We start from the raw sequence: 22,040 nt of genomic DNA, 5'->3' as shown, positions 1-22,040 counted from the left end.
AGAGCTTTTTTCTGCCACATGCGAAGTAAAAACAGAAAGAGCAAACGAGTGTAGGTTACTTTTTATTCTGCATAGCAGGGATTTAGATGTCGAAAAATGAAAATGGATTTATATAGCATTGTTAAAAATAGTATGTTGATGGTCACTAAAATTAAATATAACTCTTTAATTTTACATAGTAAGTAAGGTTTTTAAAAGGCATTCTTTGTCTTTAGGTAGAGCATTTCCTTTTATATTTCAAATTTAAATTTTAAGAATAAAGAATCGAATTATTGACATTTGATTTAGAACATTCAGAAAAGTGATTGACATTAGGAAATGATTGCTATAAAATCAACGGTAATTGAATAGTCTTATCAAGAAAAGGTGGAGGGACAGGCCCTATGAAACCTTGGCAACAGCCGTATCACGGAATTGTGCCAAATCCTGCAGGTAATAAACCCTGAGAGATAAGAAAGAGACTCTAGAGCGTGTTTTTAAACTGCTTCTTTCTTGTTCAGGAAAGAAGCAGTTTTTTTATTTTTTATAAAAGAAAGGGGTATGGAAAATGAGTGAATCATGGGGGAAAGGAACAATATGTGTGCAAGGTGGTTATACACCAAAGAATGGTGAACCACGTGTTTTACCACTCTATCAAAGTACAACTTATAAATATGATACGTCGGATGATTTGGCAGCGCTCTTTAATTTAGAGGCAGAAGGTTACATTTATACACGTATTGGAAATCCTACACTTGCAGCATTTGAACAGAAGTTAGCAGAATTAGAGGGCGGTGTTGGAGCTGTTGCGACAGCTTCGGGTCAGGCAGCTATTATGCTTGCTGTTTTAAATATTTGCAGCAGTGGTGACCATTTACTTTGTTCTTCAACTGTTTACGGGGGAACATTTAACTTATTTGGAGTAAGTTTACGTAAATTGGGGATTGATGTTACGTTCTTTAATCCGAACTTAACTGCAGATGAAATTGTGGCACTTGCCAATGATAAAACAAAGCTAATTTATGCAGAATCGCTTGGGAACCCAGCGATGAATGTTTTAAATTTTAAAGAATTTTCAACAGCTGCGAAAGAGTTAGAAGTACCGTTTATCGTTGATAATACTTTAGCGACACCGTATTTATGCCAAGCGTTTGAGCATGGCGCAAATATTATTGTTCATTCTACAACGAAATATATTGATGGTCATGCAAGTTCATTAGGCGGGGTTGTCATTGATGGTGGAAACTTTGATTGGACGAATGGTAAATATCCAGAGCTTGTCGAACCAGATCCAAGTTACCGCGGTGTAAGCTATGTGCAGAACTTTGGAGCAGCAGCGTATATTGTAAAAGCGCGCGTTCAGTTATTAAGAGACTATGGAAACTGTATGAGCCCATTCAATGCGTATATTAGTAATATTGGTTTAGAAACATTACACTTACGAATGGAACGCCATAGTGAAAATGCTCTTGCAGTTGCAAAGTGGCTAGCCAATCATGAACGTATTGAGTGGGTGAATTATCCGGGGTTAGACAGTAATGAAAATTATCCATTAGCGCAAAAGTATTTAGCAAAAGGTGCGAGTGGTGTCTTAACGTTTGGTATTACAGGAGGGGTGGAAGCTGCGAAAGAGTTTATTGCAAATGTGAAATTGGCAACGCTTGTGACACATGTAGCAGATGCAAGAACATGCGTAATTCACCCTGCTAGTACAACGCACAGACAGTTAAATGAAGAGGATCAGCGCTTAGCTGGTGTTACATCTGATTTAATTCGCCTATCGGTTGGGATAGAAGATGTTTCTGACATTATTGCTGATTTGCAAACAGCTTTAGTTGGAGGAAAAGAACATGCCAATCATAGTTGATAAAGATTTACCAGCTCGTAAAGTATTGCAAGAAGAAAATATTTTCGTAATGACAAAAGATCGAGCTGAAACGCAAGATATTCGTGCTTTGAAAATTGCAATTTTGAACTTAATGCCAACAAAACAAGAAACAGAGGCGCAATTACTTCGGTTAATTGGTAATACGCCACTTCAATTGGATGTACATTTACTCCATATGGAGTCTCATGTATCCCGTAATGTAGCACAGGAGCATTTAACAAGTTTTTATAAGACATTTCGTGATATTGAAGGAGAAAAATTTGATGGGCTCATTATTACGGGAGCACCAATTGAAACACTTCCTTTTAAAGATGTAGATTATTGGAAAGAGCTTGAGCGTATTATGGAATATTCAAAAACGAATGTAACATCTACGCTGCATATTTGCTGGGGTGCACAGGCTGGTTTGTATTATCATTATGGAATCCCCAAATACCTACTTGAAGAAAAAATGTTTGGTGTGTTTGAACATGAAGTGCGTGAGCAGCACGTAAAGCTGCTGCAGGGGTTTGATGAACTCTTTTTTGTACCGCATTCTCGTCATACGGAAGTACGTGCGGATGATATTGAAAAGATAGAAGAATTAACGTTACTGGTAACGTCAGAAGAAGCCGGTGTTCATCTTGTTATCGGGCAAGATGGTAAGCATATTTTTGCTCTTGGTCATAGTGAATATAGCTGTGATACTTTAAAACAGGAATATGAACGAGATAAACGAAGAGGGCTGGATATTACAGTTCCAAAAAACTATTTTAAATATAATAATCCAGACGAAAAGCCGCTTGTAAGATGGCGGAGTCATGGGAATTTATTATTTTCAAATTGGCTGAATTATTATGTGTATCAAGAAACCCCTTATGTTTTGTAGATGATGATTATATAACACGTGGTAGCGTTTTCTTTGTAGAGATTAACTTATATTTTTCCGAATGTTCAAAATACATTGTTTTTCAGAAAAATAGCTTATATAATGGCATCTAAATACAAATTTCTAGAGGGGTGAACAGTATCATGAATGAAATTCAAGTGGGCTTATTAGGCCTTGGGACAGTTGGCAGCGGTGTGGTGCGCATTATTACGGACCATCAGGATCGATTGATGCACCAAGTAGGTTGCCCAGTGAAAATAGCAAAAGTATTAGTGCAAAGTATTGAGAAAGAGAGAGAGGTTCAAGTACCCTCTACTCTATTAACGAAAAATGCAAATGAAATTATAGATCATCCTGATATTGATGTTGTCATTGAAGTGATGGGTGGCATAGAGGAAGCGAAAGCATACATTTTACAGGCATTGAAAAATGGTAAGCATGTTGTTACTGCTAATAAAGATTTAATGGCATTACACGGAGCGGAGTTGCTCACTGTAGCAAAGGAGAATAACGCTGATTTATTTTACGAGGCAAGCGTGGCAGGAGGTATTCCGATTTTACGAAGCATTGTAGAGGGGCTTTCTTCAGACCTTATTACAAAGGTAATGGGAATCGTGAACGGTACAACAAACTTTATTCTAACAAAAATGTCTGACGAGGGGAGGGCATATGACGACGTGTTAAAAGAAGTGCAGCAGCTTGGATTTGCGGAAGCAGATCCAACATCAGACGTAGAAGGTTTAGATGCAGCAAGGAAAATGACGATTCTAGCTACTCTTGGCTTTTCTACAAATGTAGAGCTCGGAGATGTGAAGGTGAAAGGGATTACTTCCATTACAGAGGAAGACATTGTATATAGTAAAAGTTTAGGGTATACAATTAAATTAATTGGCCTCGCCAAGCGTGATGGTGAAAAGTTAGAGGTAACTGTTGAGCCAACGTTACTTCCTAATACGCATCCTCTCGCAGCTGTTCAAAATGAATATAACGCCGTATATGTATACGGTGAAGCGGTAGGAGAAACGATGTTTTATGGACCTGGTGCAGGAAGTTTGCCGACCGCAACAGCAGTCGTTTCTGATTTAGTTGCAGTGATGCAAAATGTGCGCCTTGGTGTAACTGGAAATAGTGCTGTTTCCCCGCAGTATGAGAAAGTGTTAAAAGAGCCAGATGAAATTTTTGTGAAAAAGTTTTTACGCCTACATGTAAGCGATGAGATTGGTGTATTTGCAAAAATTACATCCTTATTCTCTGAACGCGGTGTGAGCTTTGAAAAAATTATTCAAATGCCATTACAAGAGAAAGGAAAAGCTGAGATTGTCATCGTAACACATCGTGCATCTCTTGCAGATTATGAATATATTTTACATACATTACAAGCCTATGAAGAGATAGATTGTGTGAAAGCAAACTATCGAATTGAAGGAGATGCGAAGTAATGTGGAAAGGTTTGCTTGCTGAATATAAGGAATTTCTACCTATTACAGAAAAGACACCTTCTTTAACGTTACATGAAGGCAATACACCACTTATTTTATTAGAGAACTTGTCAGCTCGGTGGGGCGTGACGATTTATGGAAAAATAGAAGGCGCAAATCCAACTGGGTCTTTTAAAGACCGCGGTATGGTAATGGCTGTAGCAAAGGCGAAGGAAGCTGGAAGTGGTGCGGTAATCTGTGCATCAACAGGTAACACGTCTGCATCTGCAGCAGCCTATGCAGCTAGGGCCGGATTATCATGTATCGTTATTATTCCGAATGGGAAGATTGCATATGGTAAGTTAGCGCAAGCTGTTATGTATGGTGCTGAGATTGTAAGTATTGATGGGAATTTTGATCATGCGCTGCAAATTGTACGTAATCTGAGTGAGTCTTCACCAATTACGCTTGTAAATTCTGTTAATCCATATCGGATTGAAGGCCAGAAAACAGCTGCATTTGAAATTTGTGATGCGTTAGGAAAGGCTCCTGATATTTTAGCCATCCCAGTTGGGAATGCCGGTAATATAACAGCATATTGGAAAGGCTTTACGGAGTATCATGAAAGGATAGGTACCGGTTTACCAAAAATGCATGGCTTTGAAGCAGAGGGTGCGGCTGCGATTGTACGCGGGTATAAAATTGAAAATCCTGAGACAGTCGCAACAGCCATTCGTATTGGAAACCCTGCAAGCTGGAAGCAAGCTGCCTTAGCTACCGAGCACTCTCAAGGTAAGATTGACGAAGTAACAGATGTTGAAATTCTTGAAGCGTATGAATGGTTAGCGAAGTACGAAGGGATTTTTGCTGAACCCGCTTCCTGTGCATCTCTTGCTGGTGTTTATAAGCAATTGCAAAACGGAGAAATTGAGAAGGGAAGTCAAATCGTGGCCGTTTTAACAGGGAATGGTTTGAAGGATCCCGATATTGCTATTGATACGAAGAAAATTCAGCCAGTTGTGTTACCAAATGATGAGAAGGCTGTCTTTGATTATATTCAAGGAGCAGTCTTTCAATGAAATAGATGAAAAAGGACCTATTGGAGCTTTATTTGCTCAATAGGCCTTTTTTACGTGGAGAATTTTTGTACCCATATGAATAAATGCTTGAATAATCCATCCTGTTGTAAAGGAAAGAATAATGGTTCCAAAGTAAATAGGTCCATCTAATAAGAAACTAAGTGTCAAAAATAACAAAGCTAATGAAATTTCTGTTCTACGAAACGTCCATTTCTTCTTTTCAGCCATTGTTAAGACAAATGCTTCCTGTGGTGCTGCACATAATTGTGTGGAGACATAGATCCCAATTCCAGCGCCAACGAATAGATTTCCGCACACAAGTGTTATATATTTTGGAAGAGAGCGGATAGAATCCATAATAATAGTAATAGAACCAATCCAATCAACAAAAACAGAGATCAGAACCATAGTAACAATTGTTCCGATTGTAATATGCTTTTTATTCAAAAAGAGCACAATAAGTGTAAAAGCAAAGTTAATCATAAAAATCCAAAAGCCAATACTTATACCAAAATTTTGATATAGTGCAATAAAGAATGAATCATAGGGACTAAGCCCAAAAGAAGTGATGGTTGTCATCATATTAATTCCGAGGGAAAGAATGAGTAAGCCACCAATAAAAAATATATATTCTAGTTTGCAGCGTATCATATGTTACAAATCCTTTCTGAATGTGTTTGTTAGGAAAGGATATAATGTGGAAAGCTTACCAGGTCAAGGGAGAATTTTGAATGTAATTGATGTAAATGATGGGAAGGGAAGAATATAAGATGACAAATATAAAAAAGATTGCTGAAATTGCCGGGGTATCCGTTTCAACAGTTTCACGTGTGCTCAATAATCATCCTTATGTAAATGAGGAAAAGAGGAAAGAAATTTTAGCGATTATTGAAGAGTTAAATTATACTCAAAATGTCAATGCGATTCACTTAGTAAGGGGAAAAACAAATGTAATAGGTGTGCTATTACCACATGTAAATAATCAATATTACAGTGCTATTATTGAAGGAATCTCGAAGGAAACAGCAAAGAAAAATTATAATATGATGCTTTGTCAGACGAATTATAGCGCTGAAAGAGAACTTGAAATTTTACACATGTTAAAAATGAAAAAGCTTGATGGTTTGATTATATGTTCAAGGGTGAATCATCAAGAGAAAATTGAAGAATATACAAAGTTCGGGCCAATTGTAACATGTGAGGAAATAGAATCAAAATTAATTTCTAGCGTACATATTGATCACTATAAGGTGTTTTCACAAGGCATGAAATATGTACTAGATAATGGGCATACTCGCATTGGATATTGTATTGGAAGAAACAATAGTATTAATAGTAAAAAGCGAAAGCAGGCTTTTGAAGATGCACTTCAGGAAATTTCTACTGAGTCTCAAGCAGAATGGAAGTTTAAAGAATGCTTTACAGTGGAAGATGGACGTAATGTGACAAGGGAATGGATAAAGATGCCGTTGAAACCGACAGCCTTTCTCGTTTCGTGTAATCCAATTGCGGCAGGTATGGTAACAGAAGCGAAGAAGCAGGGCATTCGTATTCCAGAGGAACTCGCAATTATTGGATGTGATGATCAAGAAGTGGCTGATATATTAGGGATTACGACGATTGCTCATTCTAGTAAAGCTGTTGGTAGAAAAGCGTTTGAATTATTATATGAGAAAATTACGGATGAAAAAGTAATTGTGAAAAATATAGAGTTATTACCACAATTAACGGAGAGAGAAACAACATAATAGGGAAAGTGTGGAAATCGCTTTTCAAAAGGGCGTTTGGTATAATTATGGACAATCTATGAGGGCTAAAAGGGGTTTTGATATGAGATCAAAATTAGTTAAGGCAATTCTACTCATTACAATTGCATCTTTCTGTTTGTTTGCATACGGTTTTATTTCGGGTGTTAACGATGTATTGAATCCGAAAGCTTCAAAGTTAGTTACGAAAACAGAAGCGCAAGTTAAGGAGAAAAAAAAATCTGGAACGCTACAAGTAGTTAGTTTAGGCGATTCGTTAACGCGTGGCGTTGGCGATAAAGAGGGAATTGGTTATGTTGGGCGCATGAAAGAAGGATTGCAAAAAGATTATAAACAAAAGGTTGCGCTAACAAACTTAGCCGTTAGTGGTGCCAAGATGCCAGATTTGTTAAAGCAGATAGAAAGCAGTGGGGCTCAGTACTCTATTAAACAAGCGGATCTAATCGTTTTAACAATTGGAGGTAATGATTTATTTCCAGGCTGGGAATCACTTGGGAATATAGATCTAGAGAAATATCGCCCAGATACCGAAACATTTCAAAATGAAGCGAAGAAAATTATAACGGAAATTCGCAAGTTAAATTCAGATAGCCCTATCTTTTGGCTCGGGTTATACAATCCTTTTGAAGATGTGGAAGATTTAAAAGGTTCTTCAGCCATTGTTATTGATTGGAATGCTTCTTTAGAGAAATTAGCAGTAAATAATAAAAATGTATATATTACACCGACGTTTGATCTATTTCAAAATCGTGGAAAAGAGTTGTTATACACAGATCATTTTCATCCGAATGAAATAGGTTACTCATATATGGCCGAACGCTTATTACAAGATGTTGTAAGTAAGATGAAGCTAGATGAAGGAGGTGCCAAATGACGACGATACTTTCAGTACGGAATGTAAAAAAGGTAATTGGGAAGAAGACGCTTGTAGAAAATATTTCATTTGATGTTAAGCAAGGAGAAGTGTTTGGCTTCCTCGGTCCAAATGGAGCAGGAAAAACGACGACAATTCGGATGTTAGTGGGATTGATTAAAGCAACTGAAGGTGAGATTTCTATCGGTGGCTATCATATTAAAGAAAATTTTCGGGAAGCGATGCGACAGATTGGCAGCATCGTTGAAAACCCAGAGCTCTATACGTATTTAACAGGATTTGAAAATTTAAAGCAATTTGCACGGATGCTTGGTGGTATATCGGATGAACGTATTTTAGAAATTGCAAAAATGGTTCATTTAGATGAGCGTATTCACGATAAAGTAAAAACGTATTCTCTTGGTATGAAGCAGCGCCTTGGAATTGCGCAAGCTCTTCTTGGGAGTCCGAAACTTCTTATATTGGATGAACCGACAAATGGATTAGATCCTGCTGGTATAAGAGAATTGAGAGAGTTTATACATAAGCTTGTCAAAGAAGAAAATATGAGCGTATTTATTTCGAGTCATTTGCTGAGTGAAGTGCAAATGATATGTGATCGTGTCGCTATTATTCATAAAGGTAGAATGATTACAGTTGCACCTATTGAAGAGTTGATGAAAACCGCAAGTGATCGTGTTGAGTGGATTGTTACACCAATTTCAAAAGCAAAGGACATATTAAAAGCAGCAGAAGGAGTAAGTGAAATCAGTATAGACAATGAACGTTTATTGTGCCGTATGAATATTGCATCAATTAGTATGTGGAATAAGCGTTTTGTTGAAAATGGGATAGACGTACATAGTGTGAAAGAGCTTGTGTTTACGTTAGAAGATTTATTTATTGAACTCACAAGGAGTGAGCTGCATGCGTGAATTTGCAAATCTTGTTTTAAATGAATCGGAGAAAATTTATCGGAAGAAACGTATTTTTGTTGTCATGCTCATATTGGCAATCTTAATTCCTTTGTTTGTCTATGCCCAGTATCGTGAAATAGAAACGACGCAAAAGCGACTTGGTACAAGCGATTGGAAGGTCTCACTTCAACAGCAAATTGTTGATTCGCAAAATCGTTTGAACAACTCTAGATTGCCAGAAGAGTGGCGTGATTGGATCAAGGTAAGGGTGGAGCAACAACAATATTATTTAGATCATGATATTAATCCAACTGCACCAGGAGCACCGACGTTTGTCAGGGCATTTATTGAACAAGGAATTACCTTGTTTATTCCGCTTCTTGTAATGATTGTGGCAATCGATATTGTATCGGGAGAACGAAGTGATGGGACGATGAAAATGCTCCTGACGCGGCCGATTCGGCGCTGGAAAATCCTTCTTAGTAAGTATGTGACGATGCTATTATTTGTTTCACTTATATTACTCCTTGTAGGTATTTTTGCTTATGTATTATCGGGTGTTGTTTTTGGATATGCTGGATGGGATTTACCTGTGTTAACAGGGTTTGTGATCGATAAAGAAGCGTTGAATACAAATTTTGTTCACCTTATCCCGCAGTGGCAATATATCTTAATGGCATATGGATTGGCATGGTTTGTGGCAATTGTTGTTGGAACAATCTCCTTCATGGTTTCAATTCTAATTCGGAACACACCAGCAGGTATGGGAGTTATGCTTGCAGCGTTAATTGCAGGTGGCATATTAAGTTCCTTTGCAACATCTTGGGAAGGGGCAAAATATATTTTTAGTGTGAATTTATCACTGACAGATTATTTATCAGGGCAGTTACCAGCACTGCAAGGTTTATCGATGAGCTTCTCATTAATGAATTTAACAGTTTGGGCTGTAGCTGCCCTTATCGTTTCATTTGTAGTATTTACGAAGCAAGACATGGTCAATTAAGTGAATAGGAAGTGAAAAGAGATGGAACATATTTTAAAGAATGACTGGGAGCCATTACTCGCACCAGAATTTGAGAAACCATATTATCAAAAGTTGAGACAGTTTCTAAAAGAAGAATACAGTACACATGTGATATATCCAAATAAAAATGATATTTTTAATGCGTTACATTATACAAGTTATGAAAATACGAAGGTTGTCATTTTAGGACAAGATCCGTATCATGGGCCAGATCAGGCGCATGGCTTGAGTTTCTCTGTACAACCGGGTGTAAGAACACCGCCATCATTGCAAAATATGTATAAGGAATTACAGTCTGATGTTGGATGTGAAATCCCGAATAACGGTTATTTAGTGAAATGGGCAGAACAAGGCGTATTGTTATTAAATGCCGTATTAACTGTTCGTCAAGGTGAGGCTAATTCTCATAAAGGAAAAGGGTGGGAGCATTTCACAGATCGTGTAATTGAGTTATTAAATGAACGCGAAAAACCTGTGATATTTATATTGTGGGGACGCCATGCACAAGCGAAGAAAAAATTGATTACAAATTCTAATCACCATATTATTGAATCTGTGCATCCAAGTCCGTTATCAGCAAGACGAGGTTTCTTTGGAAGTAAACCGTTCTCAAAAGTAAATGAATTCTTATCTAGCATGAGTGAGAAGGAAATTGATTGGCAAATTCCAAATCTATAATGCAGCATAAAAAAGGTAGCTAACAAAATAGTTGTTAGCTACCTTTCATTATTATTGTTCATTTTTTAGTTTTGCATCTAGTACAAAAGTGCCAAATGGGATAACGGATGCGATAAGTGCACCAAGAGCCCATGAAGTGGATTTGTTATGTACGATTTTTACTTGAATCACTGCAAAGATGAATAGTATAAATAGAACGCCGTGAGCCATACCTGTAATTTTAACGGCTGTTGCAAACCCTGCGAAGTATTTTAACGGCATTGCTACGAATAATAGTATTAGAAAAGAAATCCCTTCAACTAATCCAATTGCTCTTAATCTTCCGATTGGTGTAGATAACATGAAATGGCCTCCTTAGAATATGAGCTTGTATATAGTAATTTTGAATTCTTATTTAAAATAAAATAGTCTGTTTGTTTCATTATATACAAAAACAAACTTTGCACTATGGAAATGGTGCAAAGTTCAAAATATCTTCACAAAGCTACTTGTATTTAAAGAAAAACCTATTTGAAGTATTTGACTTCAAATAGGTTTTGTGCACGGATTTATATAAATACGGATTGAAAAACTGATATAAAACCTCTCTTTTTAGATGGGAGAGAGCATCCGCCCATGTATAGAAGCGGTCAGTACCTTTTTTAGCCCCATGCCGAGTGAAAACAAAAGGAGAAAGTGAGTATAGGTCACCTTTTGTTCTCCCTAGCCGTGACTTGTATGTTGAAAAATCATATATATTAAACAAGAACTTCGGTTTTTAGTACAAATTTCTCTACAACTTTTGCAACACCATCGTTCATATTTGTATCAGTTACGTAGTTTGCAATTTCTTTAATATCATCTGGTGCATTACCCATCGCAACGCCAAGACCAGCGAATTCAATCATTGCTTGATCGTTATAGCTATCGCCCATTGCGATTACTTCTTCACGTTTAATACCAAGTTTTTGAATGAGTTGGTGTAAGCTTGTTCCCTTTGTAACACCAGCTTCCGTGAACTCTAAGAAGTATGGTTTTGAACGCATTACACTTAGTTTTCCTTCTAGTTGTTTTTGAAGTTTCTTTTCTACTTCTACAAGGCGTTCAGCTTCTTTATTCATTAATACTTTTACAACAGGCTCTTGTACAGCAGCGATAAAGCTGTCTACTTCAATAATTGGCATACCTGTAAGATTGCCTTCAATTTCTGTATATGGATTATTTTCTTCAGTTACAATATCATCGCCCATATACGTATGGATCCAAACATCTTCTTCTTTACTAATTTCATATAGATTATGAACGATTTCAGGAGATAGTGTACTGCTGAATAGTTCCTCATTTGTTTTACAATTAATAATTTTTGCGCCGTTAAATGATAGGATGAAACTTCCGTATTCTTCTAAACGAAGTTCCTCTGCAACATGACGCATACCAAATGTTGGGCGGCCAGAAGCAAGTACAACTTTTACACCTTGTTCTTGAGCGGTCATTAAAGCCTGTTTTGTACGCTCTGAAATCGTATGGTCATCACGTAGTAAAGTATCATCTAAATCTAAAACAATCATTTTATAAGACATATAGAAAGTTCCTTTCTTTGTTTAAATAATAATTGGTGTTGCTAAAAATTTTTGATGAAGAGATTGAGGAATAAATAATAAATAGTAAGACATCGAACCTCTTTAAATGAAGTTAAGAAGGTGACTGTATTGTTAGTATAAATTATCATGGGCGTATTGCCCATGATAATTTATACCTATCGTAACAACTCTGAAAATAGAGTGCAATAATGGAAGTTTTCCAATTTATGATGGTTGTTTTTCCTTTGAACGGGAAAATAAAACTTCAAGTAAAATAGCCATGACAGAACCGAGTACAAGGCCATTGCTTAAAAAGGATGCTAAAAATGGCGGAAGGGTAGAAAATGCCTGTGATGGAACAAACATAACTCCGATTCCTGTGAAGAGAGATAGGCCAGCAACGCGGAATAAACGCTCTTTATTTTCCACAGTGTCATATTCACGGAAAGCAAGACCAATCATACTTGCAAATACAGGATAAATGGCCGCATATCCAACAGCAACAGGAATCGCTGCAAAGAATGAAGTAATCTTTGGAAATATACTAATTAAAATGATGAAAATTGATCCTAACATAAAAGGAAGCCTCTTATAAATATTTGTTGTTGCGATAAATCCAGCTGATCCTGAAATAGCTACAGGACCAATCGCGGAGAAAAGTCCCCCTAGCAATTGATTAATCCCTGTTATAATACCAGCCTGTTTAAAGCGGTCTTGAACTGTATCTTCTTCATATTTAGAAACAACCTTTTGAACAACACGAATACTTGCTAACATGTTTGTTAGGAGAAGTAGTGTGACAAAGATAACGGTAATTGCCATATTCCATTCAATGCGAGGTGTTCCAAAAACAAATAGGGATGGGAGACGAATGATATCTGTTACAGGTGCAATTGGATTGGATAATCCAAAGCATGCAAATAAAATCCATCCAAAGACAATGCTAAAAAGAACAGAGTATTGCCCAATAATAGGTAGCTTCATAATGAAAAAAGATAGTAAAATAACAATGAGTGAAAGAATGAATACGTTTACTTGCACTTCAGTATGTTGTCCGTCAAGGCCAAACATTCCTTTTAAGAAAGAGCCACTAAGCTGAGCAACAAGAAGAAATAAATAAGTTCCAATTACTGTTGGTGTGAAATAACGAACGAGCTTATCAACAAGTCCAAAAATACTAAGGATAATACAAATGATACCGCTTAACAGGAAAGCGTACTGCAAGACGCGGAGTGTTTCATTATTTGATCCAAATAGTACGATTCCTAAACTTGTATAAAGAGAGAAGACACCCCACCAAAGACCAGCAGGACCTTCTTGAATAGGTAGCTTATGACCAAATATAGCTTGCAGGAGGCCCGCAAAACCAAGAACAAATAATGTTCGTTGTACAAATGCAATAGCTTCAGCGCCATCGAGTCCATAACTAGTGGCTACACTAATTGGTACAATGAGACTTCCGGCCAAAATAAATAATGCCCATTGCACGGCGGAAAGAAATGTTTTCATGATATCAACCTCTTTCATAGATTCCGTTTCTAGTATATACGTATTTCATTTCCTCTGGCAAAGATTGTATATATACATCAATTAAAAAACGACATAAAACCCCTCTTTTTAGGTGGGAGAGCGCATCTGGCATACATAGAAGCGGTCAGGGCACTTTTCTGCCACATGCGAAGTAAAAATAGAACGAGCAAACGAGTGTAGGCTACTTTTTATTCTGCATAGCAGGGATTTAGATGTCGAAAAATTAAAATGGATTTATATAGATAGGGAAAAGAGTTGAAGAACGATATGAATGCACGCAGGCAATTATTGATAGCAGTGATATGTATGTGTTTCGTTGTAACCCTTGGAACAACTGGATTTATGATAATAGAAGAAATCAGTTTGTTTCAAGCTTTTTGGATGACGATGATTACAGTATTGACGGTTGGATACGGGGATGCAGTTCCGCTAACGCAAGCTGGGAAGATTTTCGCACTTCTCATCATACCAGTTGGGGTAGGAATTGTTACATATGCAATCGGGGTAGTAGCGGCGATGATTATTGAGGGGAATTTATTTCATGCAGTGAGGAGGAGAAAAATGGATAAGCAAATCGCACAGTTACAAGATCATATTATTGTATGTGGTTGTGGTAGAGTAGGACTTCAAGTTGTAAACGAATTACAGGAAAAGAAGATTCCTTTTGTGGTTGTTGATAGAGATGGAGAGGTACTAGAGAAGGAAAAACTTTTGTATGTACATGGTGATGCTACTGAAGATCAGGTATTAATTAAGGCTGGAATTACGAGGGCTGCTGGCTTAGTGGCGATTGTTGCAAATGATGCTGAAAATGTATTTATTACATTAACGGCAAGGGGGCTTAATAGTAAGATTAAAATTGTAGCTAGAGCCGAAAAGCCAGAAACGGAAGGGAAATTACGTCGTGCTGGTGCGACTAAAGTTATTAATCCATCTAGTATGGCTGGAATCCATATTGCAAAAGGTATTGCAAATCCACTAACGGTTCATTATATTGATACAGTGCTTTATGGAATAGAGCAGTCCTTTGCGATAGAAGAAGTTCAAATTGGAAAAGGCTCTATTTTAATTGGAAAAACTTTGCTGGAAAGTAATGTAAGAAATCAATTTGATGTTACAATTTTAGCGATTTTAAGGGATGGGGATATTATCCATAATCCAACAGGGCAGGAAAAATTACAAGAACGTGATATGATAATAGTATTTGGTCCAGTAGAAAGATTGGAGCAATTTGATAAAGAACTATAAAGTAAGAGGTGACAAGGGATGCAAGTATCTAGCGAGAAGATTTTAAATAAAATGGCAAATGAAATTGCAAAAGCAAAAAGTAGTGAAGGACAAAAAGCGAAGGAACATCTATCAGTTGTTCGTGCTTTATGCGATTTACTGTTAGACGAACAGATTGATTCTAGTAGGTATGTAGAACCAAAACTACAGCCACAAGTGATAACATCTCATCCAATGACAACAACTCAGCAGGTAGTATCAGTTTCCGGAGAACCTGTATATATGAAAGAAGCAGATGCAAATGGGAGTTCTTTATTTGATTTTTAAAGGTTAAATTGTTTGGCTTATATGTGAAAATTTCTTATCATAAAGATAAAAAGGGGAATTCTAATGAAAATTTTCTTCTTATTAGGTTGTATTGCAGCTGGTTTATCTGTCGCATTAGGGGCTTTCGGGGCGCATGGCTTAGAAAACAAGATTTCTGCAAAAATGTTAGAAGTGTGGAAGACAGGAGTTACATATCAAATGTTTCATGCGGGGGGATTGTTCGTTGTTGCGTTATTAATGGATAAAATTCAATCTTCTCTTTTAAGTGCGGCAGGCTGGTTTATGGTAGCTGGAATTATCATGTTCTCTGGTAGCCTATATGCATTAAGTACAACGGGTATTAAATTTTTTGGACCGATTACACCGCTTGGTGGTGTAGCATTTATTGTAGGATGGATTTTACTAGGAACCGCAGTTGTAAAAGGTTTATAAAAACAAAAGCTGGCATTTGCCAGCTTTTGTTTATGATCTTGGAGCATAGGTTGCTGGTTGGGTAGGAAAATACGTAATTTCTCCAGGGAATTCTACATAATCCAAGTAAATCATAAGTAGTAAGTATCTTTTTCCGGATTTTGGTTCACTGACGATAATGTGATCACGTCCAGCTGCTTCAATAATACCTGTATAGGATTGTGTGCCAAGCGAACTACCGCGCTCATATGTCATAACAAAAGTTGCTGGTTTTCCTTTGTTTAAGCGAAGGATATTTTCAATATACGATTGTTCTAGTGGGAGCATACCTTGAGATGCTGCAAGTTGTGCTTGAGCAGTTGGTTGCTGCATAGCTTGTTGCTGCATAGCTTGTTGTTGCATAGCTTGCTGCTGCTGGGGCGTCATTTGTTGTTGTGGTTGCATATATCCCCCTGAAGGTTGATAAAACCCCGTTCCATAGTATGGATTTTGTTGCTGTGCCATTCAAAAATCCCTCCCTGTTTTCATTCTTTAATATACACCTGGGCAGTCCTCGCCGGATGGTTGAAAGAAGCAGTGGTTTTTAAAACGCCCTGAATTTTCCTGGTTATACCAAGTTGGTGGACAAGCACCAGCCGGACGAAAGAACCATAAGGCGAAATTTGCAGGCCAAAAGCGTTGCCCTTGAATTGTACGTCTTGCAAGGGCGATGTCTTGTTCTCGTGCCCGTTGATAAAAGTACCCTTTCTGAGTTGCTTCGAATCCACCAGGACTTTGAAAAACCATTTGGCGTAAATTTCGGATTGATTTAAAATCTAAACAATTTCCAAGAACGCGATTGACACCAACATTTCCAACCATCAACATGCCTTGTTGCCCTTCCCCTTCAGCTTCAGCACGCATAAGCCTAGCTAATAATTTTACTTCTTCGCCTGTATGGGCGATAACAGCCATTATGTCTCACCTCTCTTTTGGGATTGCATTAGAGAAAGAGGTTTATTTCTAGGTGAAGTGTGGAACAATTACTAGTTCATACGTATGAGGAAAAGGACTCAGATATGACAATCAAACAAACTTTTAGGGAGAGTAATTTTAGTATTAGAAGGAGAAACATAATAAAAAAGCTAGCAATGCTAGCTTTTTTATTATCCAAATAATTTTGACCACATATTTGAGAAGAAGCCACCAATGGACCGCATTGTTAATACGAACCAATGTGCCTTTTCTACTTCTTCTGTTGTTTTTGCAGTGATTTTCATGTTTTTACTTCCGTCTAGGAATCCATATTGATCAGTTGATTCTAAAACAAGTGAACCTACTTTTGCATCTTTTTTAATAGGTGCGACTAATTTCCCATCCTCAGCAAGTGATTGATCCGCCTCAGTAGAAATTTTGTAAGGTGGTTTGCTGCCCTTTTTTGTGATTACCGTTATTTCTTTTTCAGGTGTCACAGTTACATAATCTTCTTTCCCTTTTACAACAGGAATTGTGTTATTTCTATCTATTTTTAATTTCTGTTTTTCAAAGTTATTAAAACCGTAATCAATTAACGCACGAGATTCTGTGAAGCGTTCGTCCATTGATTTTGTCTTAATAATAACGGAGATAAGACGTAAGTCACCGCGTTTTGCGGTAATTGTAAATCCATACCCAGCTGTATCTGAACTTCCCGTTTTTAAACCGTCTGTCCCTTCGTAAGCAAAGGCAGCGCCTGGTAGCATCCAGTTCCAGTTTTCCATACGAATTGGAAGTGGGTGGTTATCTGGAAAGTTTCTAAATCTTTGTTTTGTATCCTCTAGTATTTCTGGATACTTTGTAATAATTGTTCTCGCTAAAATACCCATATCGCGAGCTGATAAGGAGTTTTCTCCGTTCGGATCTGTTCCTTCAGGGTGTTTTCCTTTTAAATCAGCATTATTTAATCCTGTAGCGTTTACAAATTTATATTTCTTTAACCCTAGTTTTTTCGCATGTTCATTTGCAAGATTCAAGAAATTTTTTTCACTTCCTGCAAGAAGTTCTGCTAGCGCAACACTAGATCCATTTGCAGAGAAGATAATAATAGAATGATATAATTCTCTCACTGTATATTGTCTTCCTTTTTCGAAAGGAACGTTCGAAAATTCATTGTTACGGGAAATTTCATAAGCATAATCAGAGATGTTTACTTTTGTATCCCAGGTAATTTTTCCTTCTTTAATCGCTTCTAAAACGGAATAAATAACCATGAGTTTTGACATACTAGCAATGGCCAGTAGTTCATCTGGGTTTTGTTCGTGGAGTACTTTTCCTGTGTCTGCATCGAAAAGAATAGTAGCGGCAGCGTCTATATGTATTTTTTCTTCTGCATGGGAGGTTGTTACTCCTAAGGAAGAAAATGACAATAGAAACACTAGTAAAATAGATAAGATTTTCCTCATATACATTATCACCTTCGCATCGTTATTAGCATATAGCTCGTACCATTTTAGCATAATTTTGAATATGAAAAGGTTATAATTTAACAGGAAATTTGACAAGATTTTGTCCATTCTTGTTTTAATTTGACGAAAATAGCGGATTTTTGGAGAAGAATTGTGGAATATAAAGAAAAAGGAACGAATTTCGTTCCTTTTTTGTATTATACGTATAAAAATTTTGCCACTTTTTCGCTTGGTAAAATGTTTCCAACGAAGAATGTTCCAAATTCACCATAACGAGCACTTACTTCATCGAAGCGCATTTCATATACAAGTTTTTTAAATTGAAGGATGTCATCAGCGAATAGTGTTACACCCCACTCATAATCATCAAAACCAACAGAACCTGTAATAACTTGGCGTACTTTACCTGCATATTGACGACCGATTTTGCCGTGACTGTACATAAGCTTTTTGCGTTCTTCCATCGGAAGCATGTACCAGTTGTCATCACCTTGACGACGCTTGTCCATTGGGTAGAAGCAAATGTGATTTGCTGCTGGTAATTCAGGGTATAAGCGTGCTAAGATTTGTGGGTTTTGGTATGGATCTTCATCAGCTGGAAGGTAGTTACTTAGTTCAACAACAGATACGTAAGAGTATGCAGGAACCATATATTCGGCTAATGTTGTTTTGTTTAATTCTGTTTCAATTTCATTTAATTCTTCCATTGTTGGACGTAAAATCATAAACATAATATCAGCTTTTTGACCAACAACGGTATACATTGCATGGCTACCTTGTTTTGCAGACGCAGTTTTATTCCATTTCTCGATGATGTTTAAAAATTCAAACATTGCTTGTTCACGTTCGTCACTAGATAATGTTTTCCATGCTGCCCAGTCGATAGAACGTAAATCATGTAAACAATACCAACCATCTAACGTTTTTGCTGCTTCGCTCATTCGATTCACCTCAGTTAATGATATTTTACACGTTAACTATAGCATATATAGTTTTAAAGTTACCTATGTAAAGCTTTGGTGCATAAAATTGTCACAATTGAAAATGCTAGAAAGAGGAGTGTATATGTCTTTATATCCATAGATAGATGGAAAATCAACCAACTGAATTTTGCGAAAATATAATCATTTTAATTTTGCCTATTTTTTAGGAGCTATAAGTTTAAAATATAGATGAAAAGAAGTATTCTTAAAGGTAGAGTTTTTTTAACATTTGTAGGAGGGTTTATTTGTGAGCGATTTATTTACAACAGTAAAAGAAAAAGTTCAAGGAAAAGGCATTTCTATTGTACTTCCTGAAGGAACTGATGAAAGAATCTTAGGCGCTGCAGAGCGTTTAGCAAAAGAAGAATTAGTAAAACCAATCTTAGTTGGTAATAAAGAAGAAATTAGCGCAAAAGCTGCTAGCATGAATTTAACATTAGCAGGCGTTGATATTTACGATCCAGCTACATACGAAGAAATGGATGCGATGGTAGCGTCTTTCGTTGAACGCCGTAAAGGTAAAGCAACAGAAGAAGATGCTCGCAAAATCCTTAAAGACGAAAACTACTTCGGTACAATGCTTGTATACATGGGTAAAGCACACGGTTTAGTAAGTGGTGCAGCTCATTCTACAGCTGACACAGTTCGTCCAGCACTTCAAATCATTAAAACAAAACCAGGCGTTACAAAAACTTCAGGCGTATTTATCATGGTACGCGAAGATGAGAAATATGTATTCGCTGACTGTGCAATCAATATTGCACCAAACAGTCAAGATTTAGCTGAAATTGGTATTGAAAGTGCAAAGACAGCTGAATTATTCGGCATTGATCCACGCGTTGCAATGTTAAGTTTCTCTACAAAAGGTTCTGCGAAATCTCCAGAAACAGAAAAAGTTGTAGAAGCAACTCGCATTGCAAAAGAAATGGCTCCTGAATTAACATTAGATGGAGAGTTCCAATTTGATGCTGCATTCGTACCATCTGTAGCTGAGAAAAAAGCACCAGGTTCTGTTATTAAAGGTGATGCTAACGTATTCGTATTCCCAAGCTTAGAAGCTGGTAATATCGGTTACAAAATTGCACAACGCCTAGGTAAATTTGAAGCAGTAGGACCAATCTTACAAGGCTTAAATATGCCAGTAAACGATTTATCTCGTGGTTGTAACGAAGAAGAAGTGTACAAGTTAGCTTTAATTACAGCAGCTCAAGCACTATAATTGAAAAACCCCGCTATGTAGCGGGGTTTTTCTTATTTCTCAAGATTAAGTGCTTTGTTATTACGATCGATGATACGCTGTAAATTCATTTCGTATAATGGAATTTCATCAACTGTTAATTGTGATGGTGTTAATTTTGGTGCGAAATGCTGTAATGTTTTTAAAAGGCGCATCATTAAGTCTTGAACGGTAATCGTTTCACCAAGTAGTTCAGATAATGAAGCCATTGTACTTGGTACAATTTCTGGATACGTAAATTTTGTTTCTTCACCTTGGATTGCTAAGTTGTAAAAATCACGAACAAGTGCCGCGCGTTCGGAGCCACTTCCTGTAGCACATAAGTAAATTTGTACAGCTACACCTCCGCGAATGCGGCGCTGTGAAATACCCGCGAATTTCTGATTGCGAATGCTTAAATCATAGCTGCCAGGACAATAAGAGCCAACGATTTCTTTTGCCTCGATATCGACATCGTAATCCTTTAACATTTCTTTGATTAAATGCCACATTGTATCGTATCCAAGGTCGATATCAATTCCCTTTTCTGTTTCTTGGAATAGAAGTGATACATTTAAAACCCCTTCATCAAGTACGACTGCAAGACCACCTGAATTACGAACAATAACATTGAAATTCTTCTGTTTTAAAAAAGAAATCCCTTCCTGTAAATGAGGAAGACGAGAATCTTGAATGCCAAGAACAATTGTATTGTAATGAACCCAAGAACGCATTGCTGAAGCAGAGGTACCATTTCCGATTGTCGTGCATAGTGTGTCATCCATTGCGAATGACTGCAGAGCATGAAATGTCGGTCCTAAGCTAGACTGATCAACAATACGCCACTCTGGTTGAGATAAAATCGAACGGGAATTGCTCATATAACTAACCCCTTATCTATAAAATGACAATCTTTATTATAACAAAATAAAAAGGATGCGGTTAGCGCATCCTTTTTATTCTGCAATTTTTTCTAAATTCCCGTTTCGGTCCATTCGGAAAGAAGTTTGTGCACGCTCTTCGTCATCCATTAATGCTAATTTACGAGCGCGGTTCATAATATTCATGAGCGTTTCATAATCTTCTTGTACTGTATTAGATTGTTGTTCTAGTTTTTCCAGTTTCGTTTCTAATTCTTCATTGCGAAGCACTTGTGCTTTTAATTCTTGTTTTAATCTCGTATTCTCGTTTTCAAGTGCCGTTACTTTTACGTTTGAAGATCCAACTGTTTGTAAGAAGTAAATGACATCTTGCATTGTTAGAGAAGTTTTAGAAACAGATGGCTCCGAATATGGAATAGCTTCTTTTGTAACTGGTTCGTCATGGGCAGTTATTACTGCTGAAGCTGGAGGGGTATAAAGCAGGCGTTTTTTCGCTTGTTCACCACCAGCAGAACGCATTTTATCTTTACGATGTTTTTTTGCTAGCTGAAGAGCTTGCTCATAGCTGTAGCGGACAACAGCGTTCCAACGAAAACCACAAGCCGCTGATGTACGATTTAATTGATCTCCAACTTCTTCAAATGCATTTAATTGTGTACTTCCCTCTCGAACATGGCGAAGGACGGTTTCAGCAAGTAATAAATCGTCTTCATCTGTCCAAGCATCTTGTCTTACTTTCATAGATTCAACTCCCTTTCTTTTTATGAACTTCCTATTTTTATAATGGGCAAAAAAAATTGCTTTTATACAAAGCTTTTAAAAATATGGTAGATTTTGATGAAGGTAAGAAATATATGTACGAATGACAGAAGCTTATGAAGGGAAAAATAAATGGAAAAGCAAGGGTTAGGACTACAATGGAAGACTTGCATCGAGCACCAAAGAGCGGTAAAATACCATTTAGTGTTTATTGTTAAATGTACTTGTGAAAAGTTTAAAATAGAGGAAGTGTT

General features: G+C 37.1%; 23 protein-coding genes and 1 riboswitch. Of the genes, 13 read left to right on the top strand and 10 right to left on the bottom strand.

What is annotated here, in order from left to right; all coding sequences use genetic code 11:
* The first annotated feature begins 350 nt into the window (after window positions 1-350).
* Window positions 351-456: riboswitch (SAM riboswitch) on the top strand.
* A gap of 91 nt (window positions 457-547) precedes the next feature.
* The 4 genes from ACIQ7L_RS12845 (at window position 548) to thrC (ending at window position 5,232) form a co-directional block, all read left to right on the top strand.
* Entirely contained in the window at window positions 548-1,846 is a 1,299-nt protein-coding gene (locus ACIQ7L_RS12845; RefSeq protein WP_400569595.1) for a bifunctional O-acetylhomoserine aminocarboxypropyltransferase/cysteine synthase, read from the top strand.
* On the top strand, window positions 1,830-2,735 hold the full coding sequence (gene metA / locus ACIQ7L_RS12840) for a homoserine O-acetyltransferase MetA (RefSeq protein ID WP_400569593.1): 906 nt from the start codon (window positions 1,830-1,832) through the stop codon (window positions 2,733-2,735). The genes ACIQ7L_RS12845 and metA overlap by 17 nt, the downstream gene beginning before the upstream one ends.
* 143 nt (window positions 2,736-2,878) lie before the next feature.
* Window positions 2,879-4,174, top strand: a complete 1,296-nt coding sequence (locus tag ACIQ7L_RS12835) for a homoserine dehydrogenase (RefSeq protein ID WP_400569591.1) — start codon at window positions 2,879-2,881, stop codon at window positions 4,172-4,174.
* The gene (thrC, locus tag ACIQ7L_RS12830) at window positions 4,174-5,232 is read left to right on the top strand and encodes a threonine synthase (RefSeq protein WP_400569589.1); all 1,059 of its coding nucleotides are present in this window, start codon (window positions 4,174-4,176) and stop codon (window positions 5,230-5,232) included. The genes ACIQ7L_RS12835 and thrC overlap by 1 nt, the downstream gene beginning before the upstream one ends.
* A gap of 36 nt (window positions 5,233-5,268) precedes the next feature.
* On the opposite strand, the gene ACIQ7L_RS12825 is transcribed toward thrC, so the two are convergent.
* Window positions 5,269-5,883, bottom strand: a complete 615-nt coding sequence (locus ACIQ7L_RS12825; RefSeq protein ID WP_400569587.1) for a YczE/YyaS/YitT family protein — start codon at window positions 5,881-5,883, stop codon at window positions 5,269-5,271.
* Window positions 5,884-6,002: 119 nt separating this feature from the next.
* Between ACIQ7L_RS12825 and ACIQ7L_RS12820 the strand changes: the two genes are divergently transcribed.
* Genes ACIQ7L_RS12820 through ACIQ7L_RS12800 form a run of 5 tightly spaced genes read left to right on the top strand, consistent with a single transcriptional unit; the run spans window position 6,003 to window position 10,470 of the window.
* On the top strand, window positions 6,003-6,980 hold the full coding sequence (locus tag ACIQ7L_RS12820) for a LacI family DNA-binding transcriptional regulator (RefSeq protein WP_400569586.1): 978 nt from the start codon (window positions 6,003-6,005) through the stop codon (window positions 6,978-6,980).
* A gap of 10 nt (window positions 6,981-6,990) precedes the next feature.
* On the top strand, window positions 6,991-7,872 hold the full coding sequence (locus ACIQ7L_RS12815) for an SGNH/GDSL hydrolase family protein (RefSeq protein ID WP_335358358.1): 882 nt from the start codon (window positions 6,991-6,993) through the stop codon (window positions 7,870-7,872).
* Window positions 7,869-8,786 carry an ABC transporter ATP-binding protein gene (locus tag ACIQ7L_RS12810; protein WP_400569583.1) on the top strand — a complete coding sequence of 306 codons (918 nt, stop codon included), beginning with the start codon at window positions 7,869-7,871 and terminating at the stop codon, window positions 8,784-8,786. The genes ACIQ7L_RS12815 and ACIQ7L_RS12810 overlap by 4 nt, the downstream gene beginning before the upstream one ends.
* Window positions 8,779-9,771: an ABC transporter permease gene (locus ACIQ7L_RS12805; protein ID WP_400569581.1), complete on the top strand. Its 993-nt coding sequence runs from the start codon at window positions 8,779-8,781 to the stop codon at window positions 9,769-9,771. The genes ACIQ7L_RS12810 and ACIQ7L_RS12805 overlap by 8 nt, the downstream gene beginning before the upstream one ends.
* Before the next feature lie 21 nt (window positions 9,772-9,792).
* On the top strand, window positions 9,793-10,470 hold the full coding sequence (locus ACIQ7L_RS12800) for a uracil-DNA glycosylase (RefSeq protein ID WP_400569580.1): 678 nt from the start codon (window positions 9,793-9,795) through the stop codon (window positions 10,468-10,470).
* A 51-nt stretch (window positions 10,471-10,521) separates the two neighbouring features.
* Here ACIQ7L_RS12800 and ACIQ7L_RS12795 read toward each other — a convergent pair whose 3' ends face one another.
* From ACIQ7L_RS12795 to ACIQ7L_RS12785, 3 genes are all read right to left on the bottom strand, one after another.
* Window positions 10,522-10,812 (bottom strand): DUF3817 domain-containing protein, encoded by a 291-nt coding sequence (locus tag ACIQ7L_RS12795; RefSeq protein ID WP_400569578.1) that lies wholly within the window; start codon window positions 10,810-10,812, stop codon window positions 10,522-10,524.
* Window positions 10,813-11,207: 395 nt separating this feature from the next.
* Window positions 11,208-12,029, bottom strand: a complete 822-nt coding sequence (locus tag ACIQ7L_RS12790; protein WP_400569577.1) for a Cof-type HAD-IIB family hydrolase — start codon at window positions 12,027-12,029, stop codon at window positions 11,208-11,210.
* A 225-nt stretch (window positions 12,030-12,254) separates the two neighbouring features.
* Entirely contained in the window at window positions 12,255-13,538 is a 1,284-nt protein-coding gene (locus tag ACIQ7L_RS12785; protein ID WP_400569575.1) for a purine/pyrimidine permease, read from the bottom strand.
* A 288-nt stretch (window positions 13,539-13,826) separates the two neighbouring features.
* On the opposite strand from ACIQ7L_RS12785, the gene ACIQ7L_RS12780 reads away from it, so the two are divergent.
* The 3 genes from ACIQ7L_RS12780 to ACIQ7L_RS12770 all read left to right on the top strand — a co-directional run bounded on the left by ACIQ7L_RS12780 (window position 13,827) and on the right by ACIQ7L_RS12770 (window position 15,545).
* Window positions 13,827-14,807 carry a potassium channel family protein gene (locus ACIQ7L_RS12780; RefSeq protein WP_400569758.1) on the top strand — a complete coding sequence of 327 codons (981 nt, stop codon included), beginning with the start codon at window positions 13,827-13,829 and terminating at the stop codon, window positions 14,805-14,807.
* An 18-nt stretch (window positions 14,808-14,825) separates the two neighbouring features.
* Window positions 14,826-15,113 (top strand): YwdI family protein, encoded by a 288-nt coding sequence (locus ACIQ7L_RS12775; protein ID WP_097898498.1) that lies wholly within the window; start codon window positions 14,826-14,828, stop codon window positions 15,111-15,113.
* A 63-nt stretch (window positions 15,114-15,176) separates the two neighbouring features.
* On the top strand, window positions 15,177-15,545 hold the full coding sequence (locus tag ACIQ7L_RS12770) for a DUF423 domain-containing protein (protein WP_097898497.1): 369 nt from the start codon (window positions 15,177-15,179) through the stop codon (window positions 15,543-15,545).
* A 30-nt stretch (window positions 15,546-15,575) separates the two neighbouring features.
* Here ACIQ7L_RS12770 and gerQ read toward each other — a convergent pair whose 3' ends face one another.
* From gerQ to hemQ, 4 genes are all read right to left on the bottom strand, one after another.
* Complete coding sequence (gerQ, locus tag ACIQ7L_RS12765) at window positions 15,576-16,028, bottom strand: spore coat protein GerQ (RefSeq protein WP_400569574.1); 453 nt, start codon at window positions 16,026-16,028, stop codon at window positions 15,576-15,578.
* A 27-nt stretch (window positions 16,029-16,055) separates the two neighbouring features.
* Entirely contained in the window at window positions 16,056-16,478 is a 423-nt protein-coding gene (locus tag ACIQ7L_RS12760) for a cell wall hydrolase (RefSeq protein ID WP_400569572.1), read from the bottom strand.
* 191 nt (window positions 16,479-16,669) lie between these two features.
* Window positions 16,670-17,950 (bottom strand): serine hydrolase, encoded by a 1,281-nt coding sequence (locus tag ACIQ7L_RS12755; protein ID WP_400569571.1) that lies wholly within the window; start codon window positions 17,948-17,950, stop codon window positions 16,670-16,672.
* 194 nt (window positions 17,951-18,144) lie between these two features.
* Complete coding sequence (hemQ, locus tag ACIQ7L_RS12750; RefSeq protein WP_400569569.1) at window positions 18,145-18,888, bottom strand: hydrogen peroxide-dependent heme synthase; 744 nt, start codon at window positions 18,886-18,888, stop codon at window positions 18,145-18,147.
* A gap of 289 nt (window positions 18,889-19,177) precedes the next feature.
* On the opposite strand from hemQ, the gene pta reads away from it, so the two are divergent.
* Complete coding sequence (gene pta, locus ACIQ7L_RS12745) at window positions 19,178-20,149, top strand: phosphate acetyltransferase (RefSeq protein ID WP_097898492.1); 972 nt, start codon at window positions 19,178-19,180, stop codon at window positions 20,147-20,149.
* Window positions 20,150-20,181: 32 nt separating this feature from the next.
* Here the strand turns inward: pta and lipL are convergent, their stop codons facing one another.
* Both lipL and ACIQ7L_RS12735 read right to left on the bottom strand, forming a co-directional pair.
* Entirely contained in the window at window positions 20,182-21,027 is an 846-nt protein-coding gene (lipL, locus tag ACIQ7L_RS12740; protein ID WP_400569567.1) for an octanoyl-[GcvH]:protein N-octanoyltransferase, read from the bottom strand.
* Between the two features lie 75 nt (window positions 21,028-21,102).
* The gene (locus tag ACIQ7L_RS12735) at window positions 21,103-21,768 is read right to left on the bottom strand and encodes an RsfA family transcriptional regulator (RefSeq protein ID WP_400569565.1); all 666 of its coding nucleotides are present in this window, start codon (window positions 21,766-21,768) and stop codon (window positions 21,103-21,105) included.
* Window positions 21,769-22,040 lie beyond the last annotated feature (272 nt).

Origin of the sequence: Bacillus sp. NPDC094106 (assembly GCF_044764345.1) — a bacterium.
GTDB lineage: Bacteria > Bacillota > Bacilli > Bacillales > Bacillaceae_G > Bacillus_A.
This window is presented reverse-complemented; position numbering and strand designations above follow the sequence as displayed.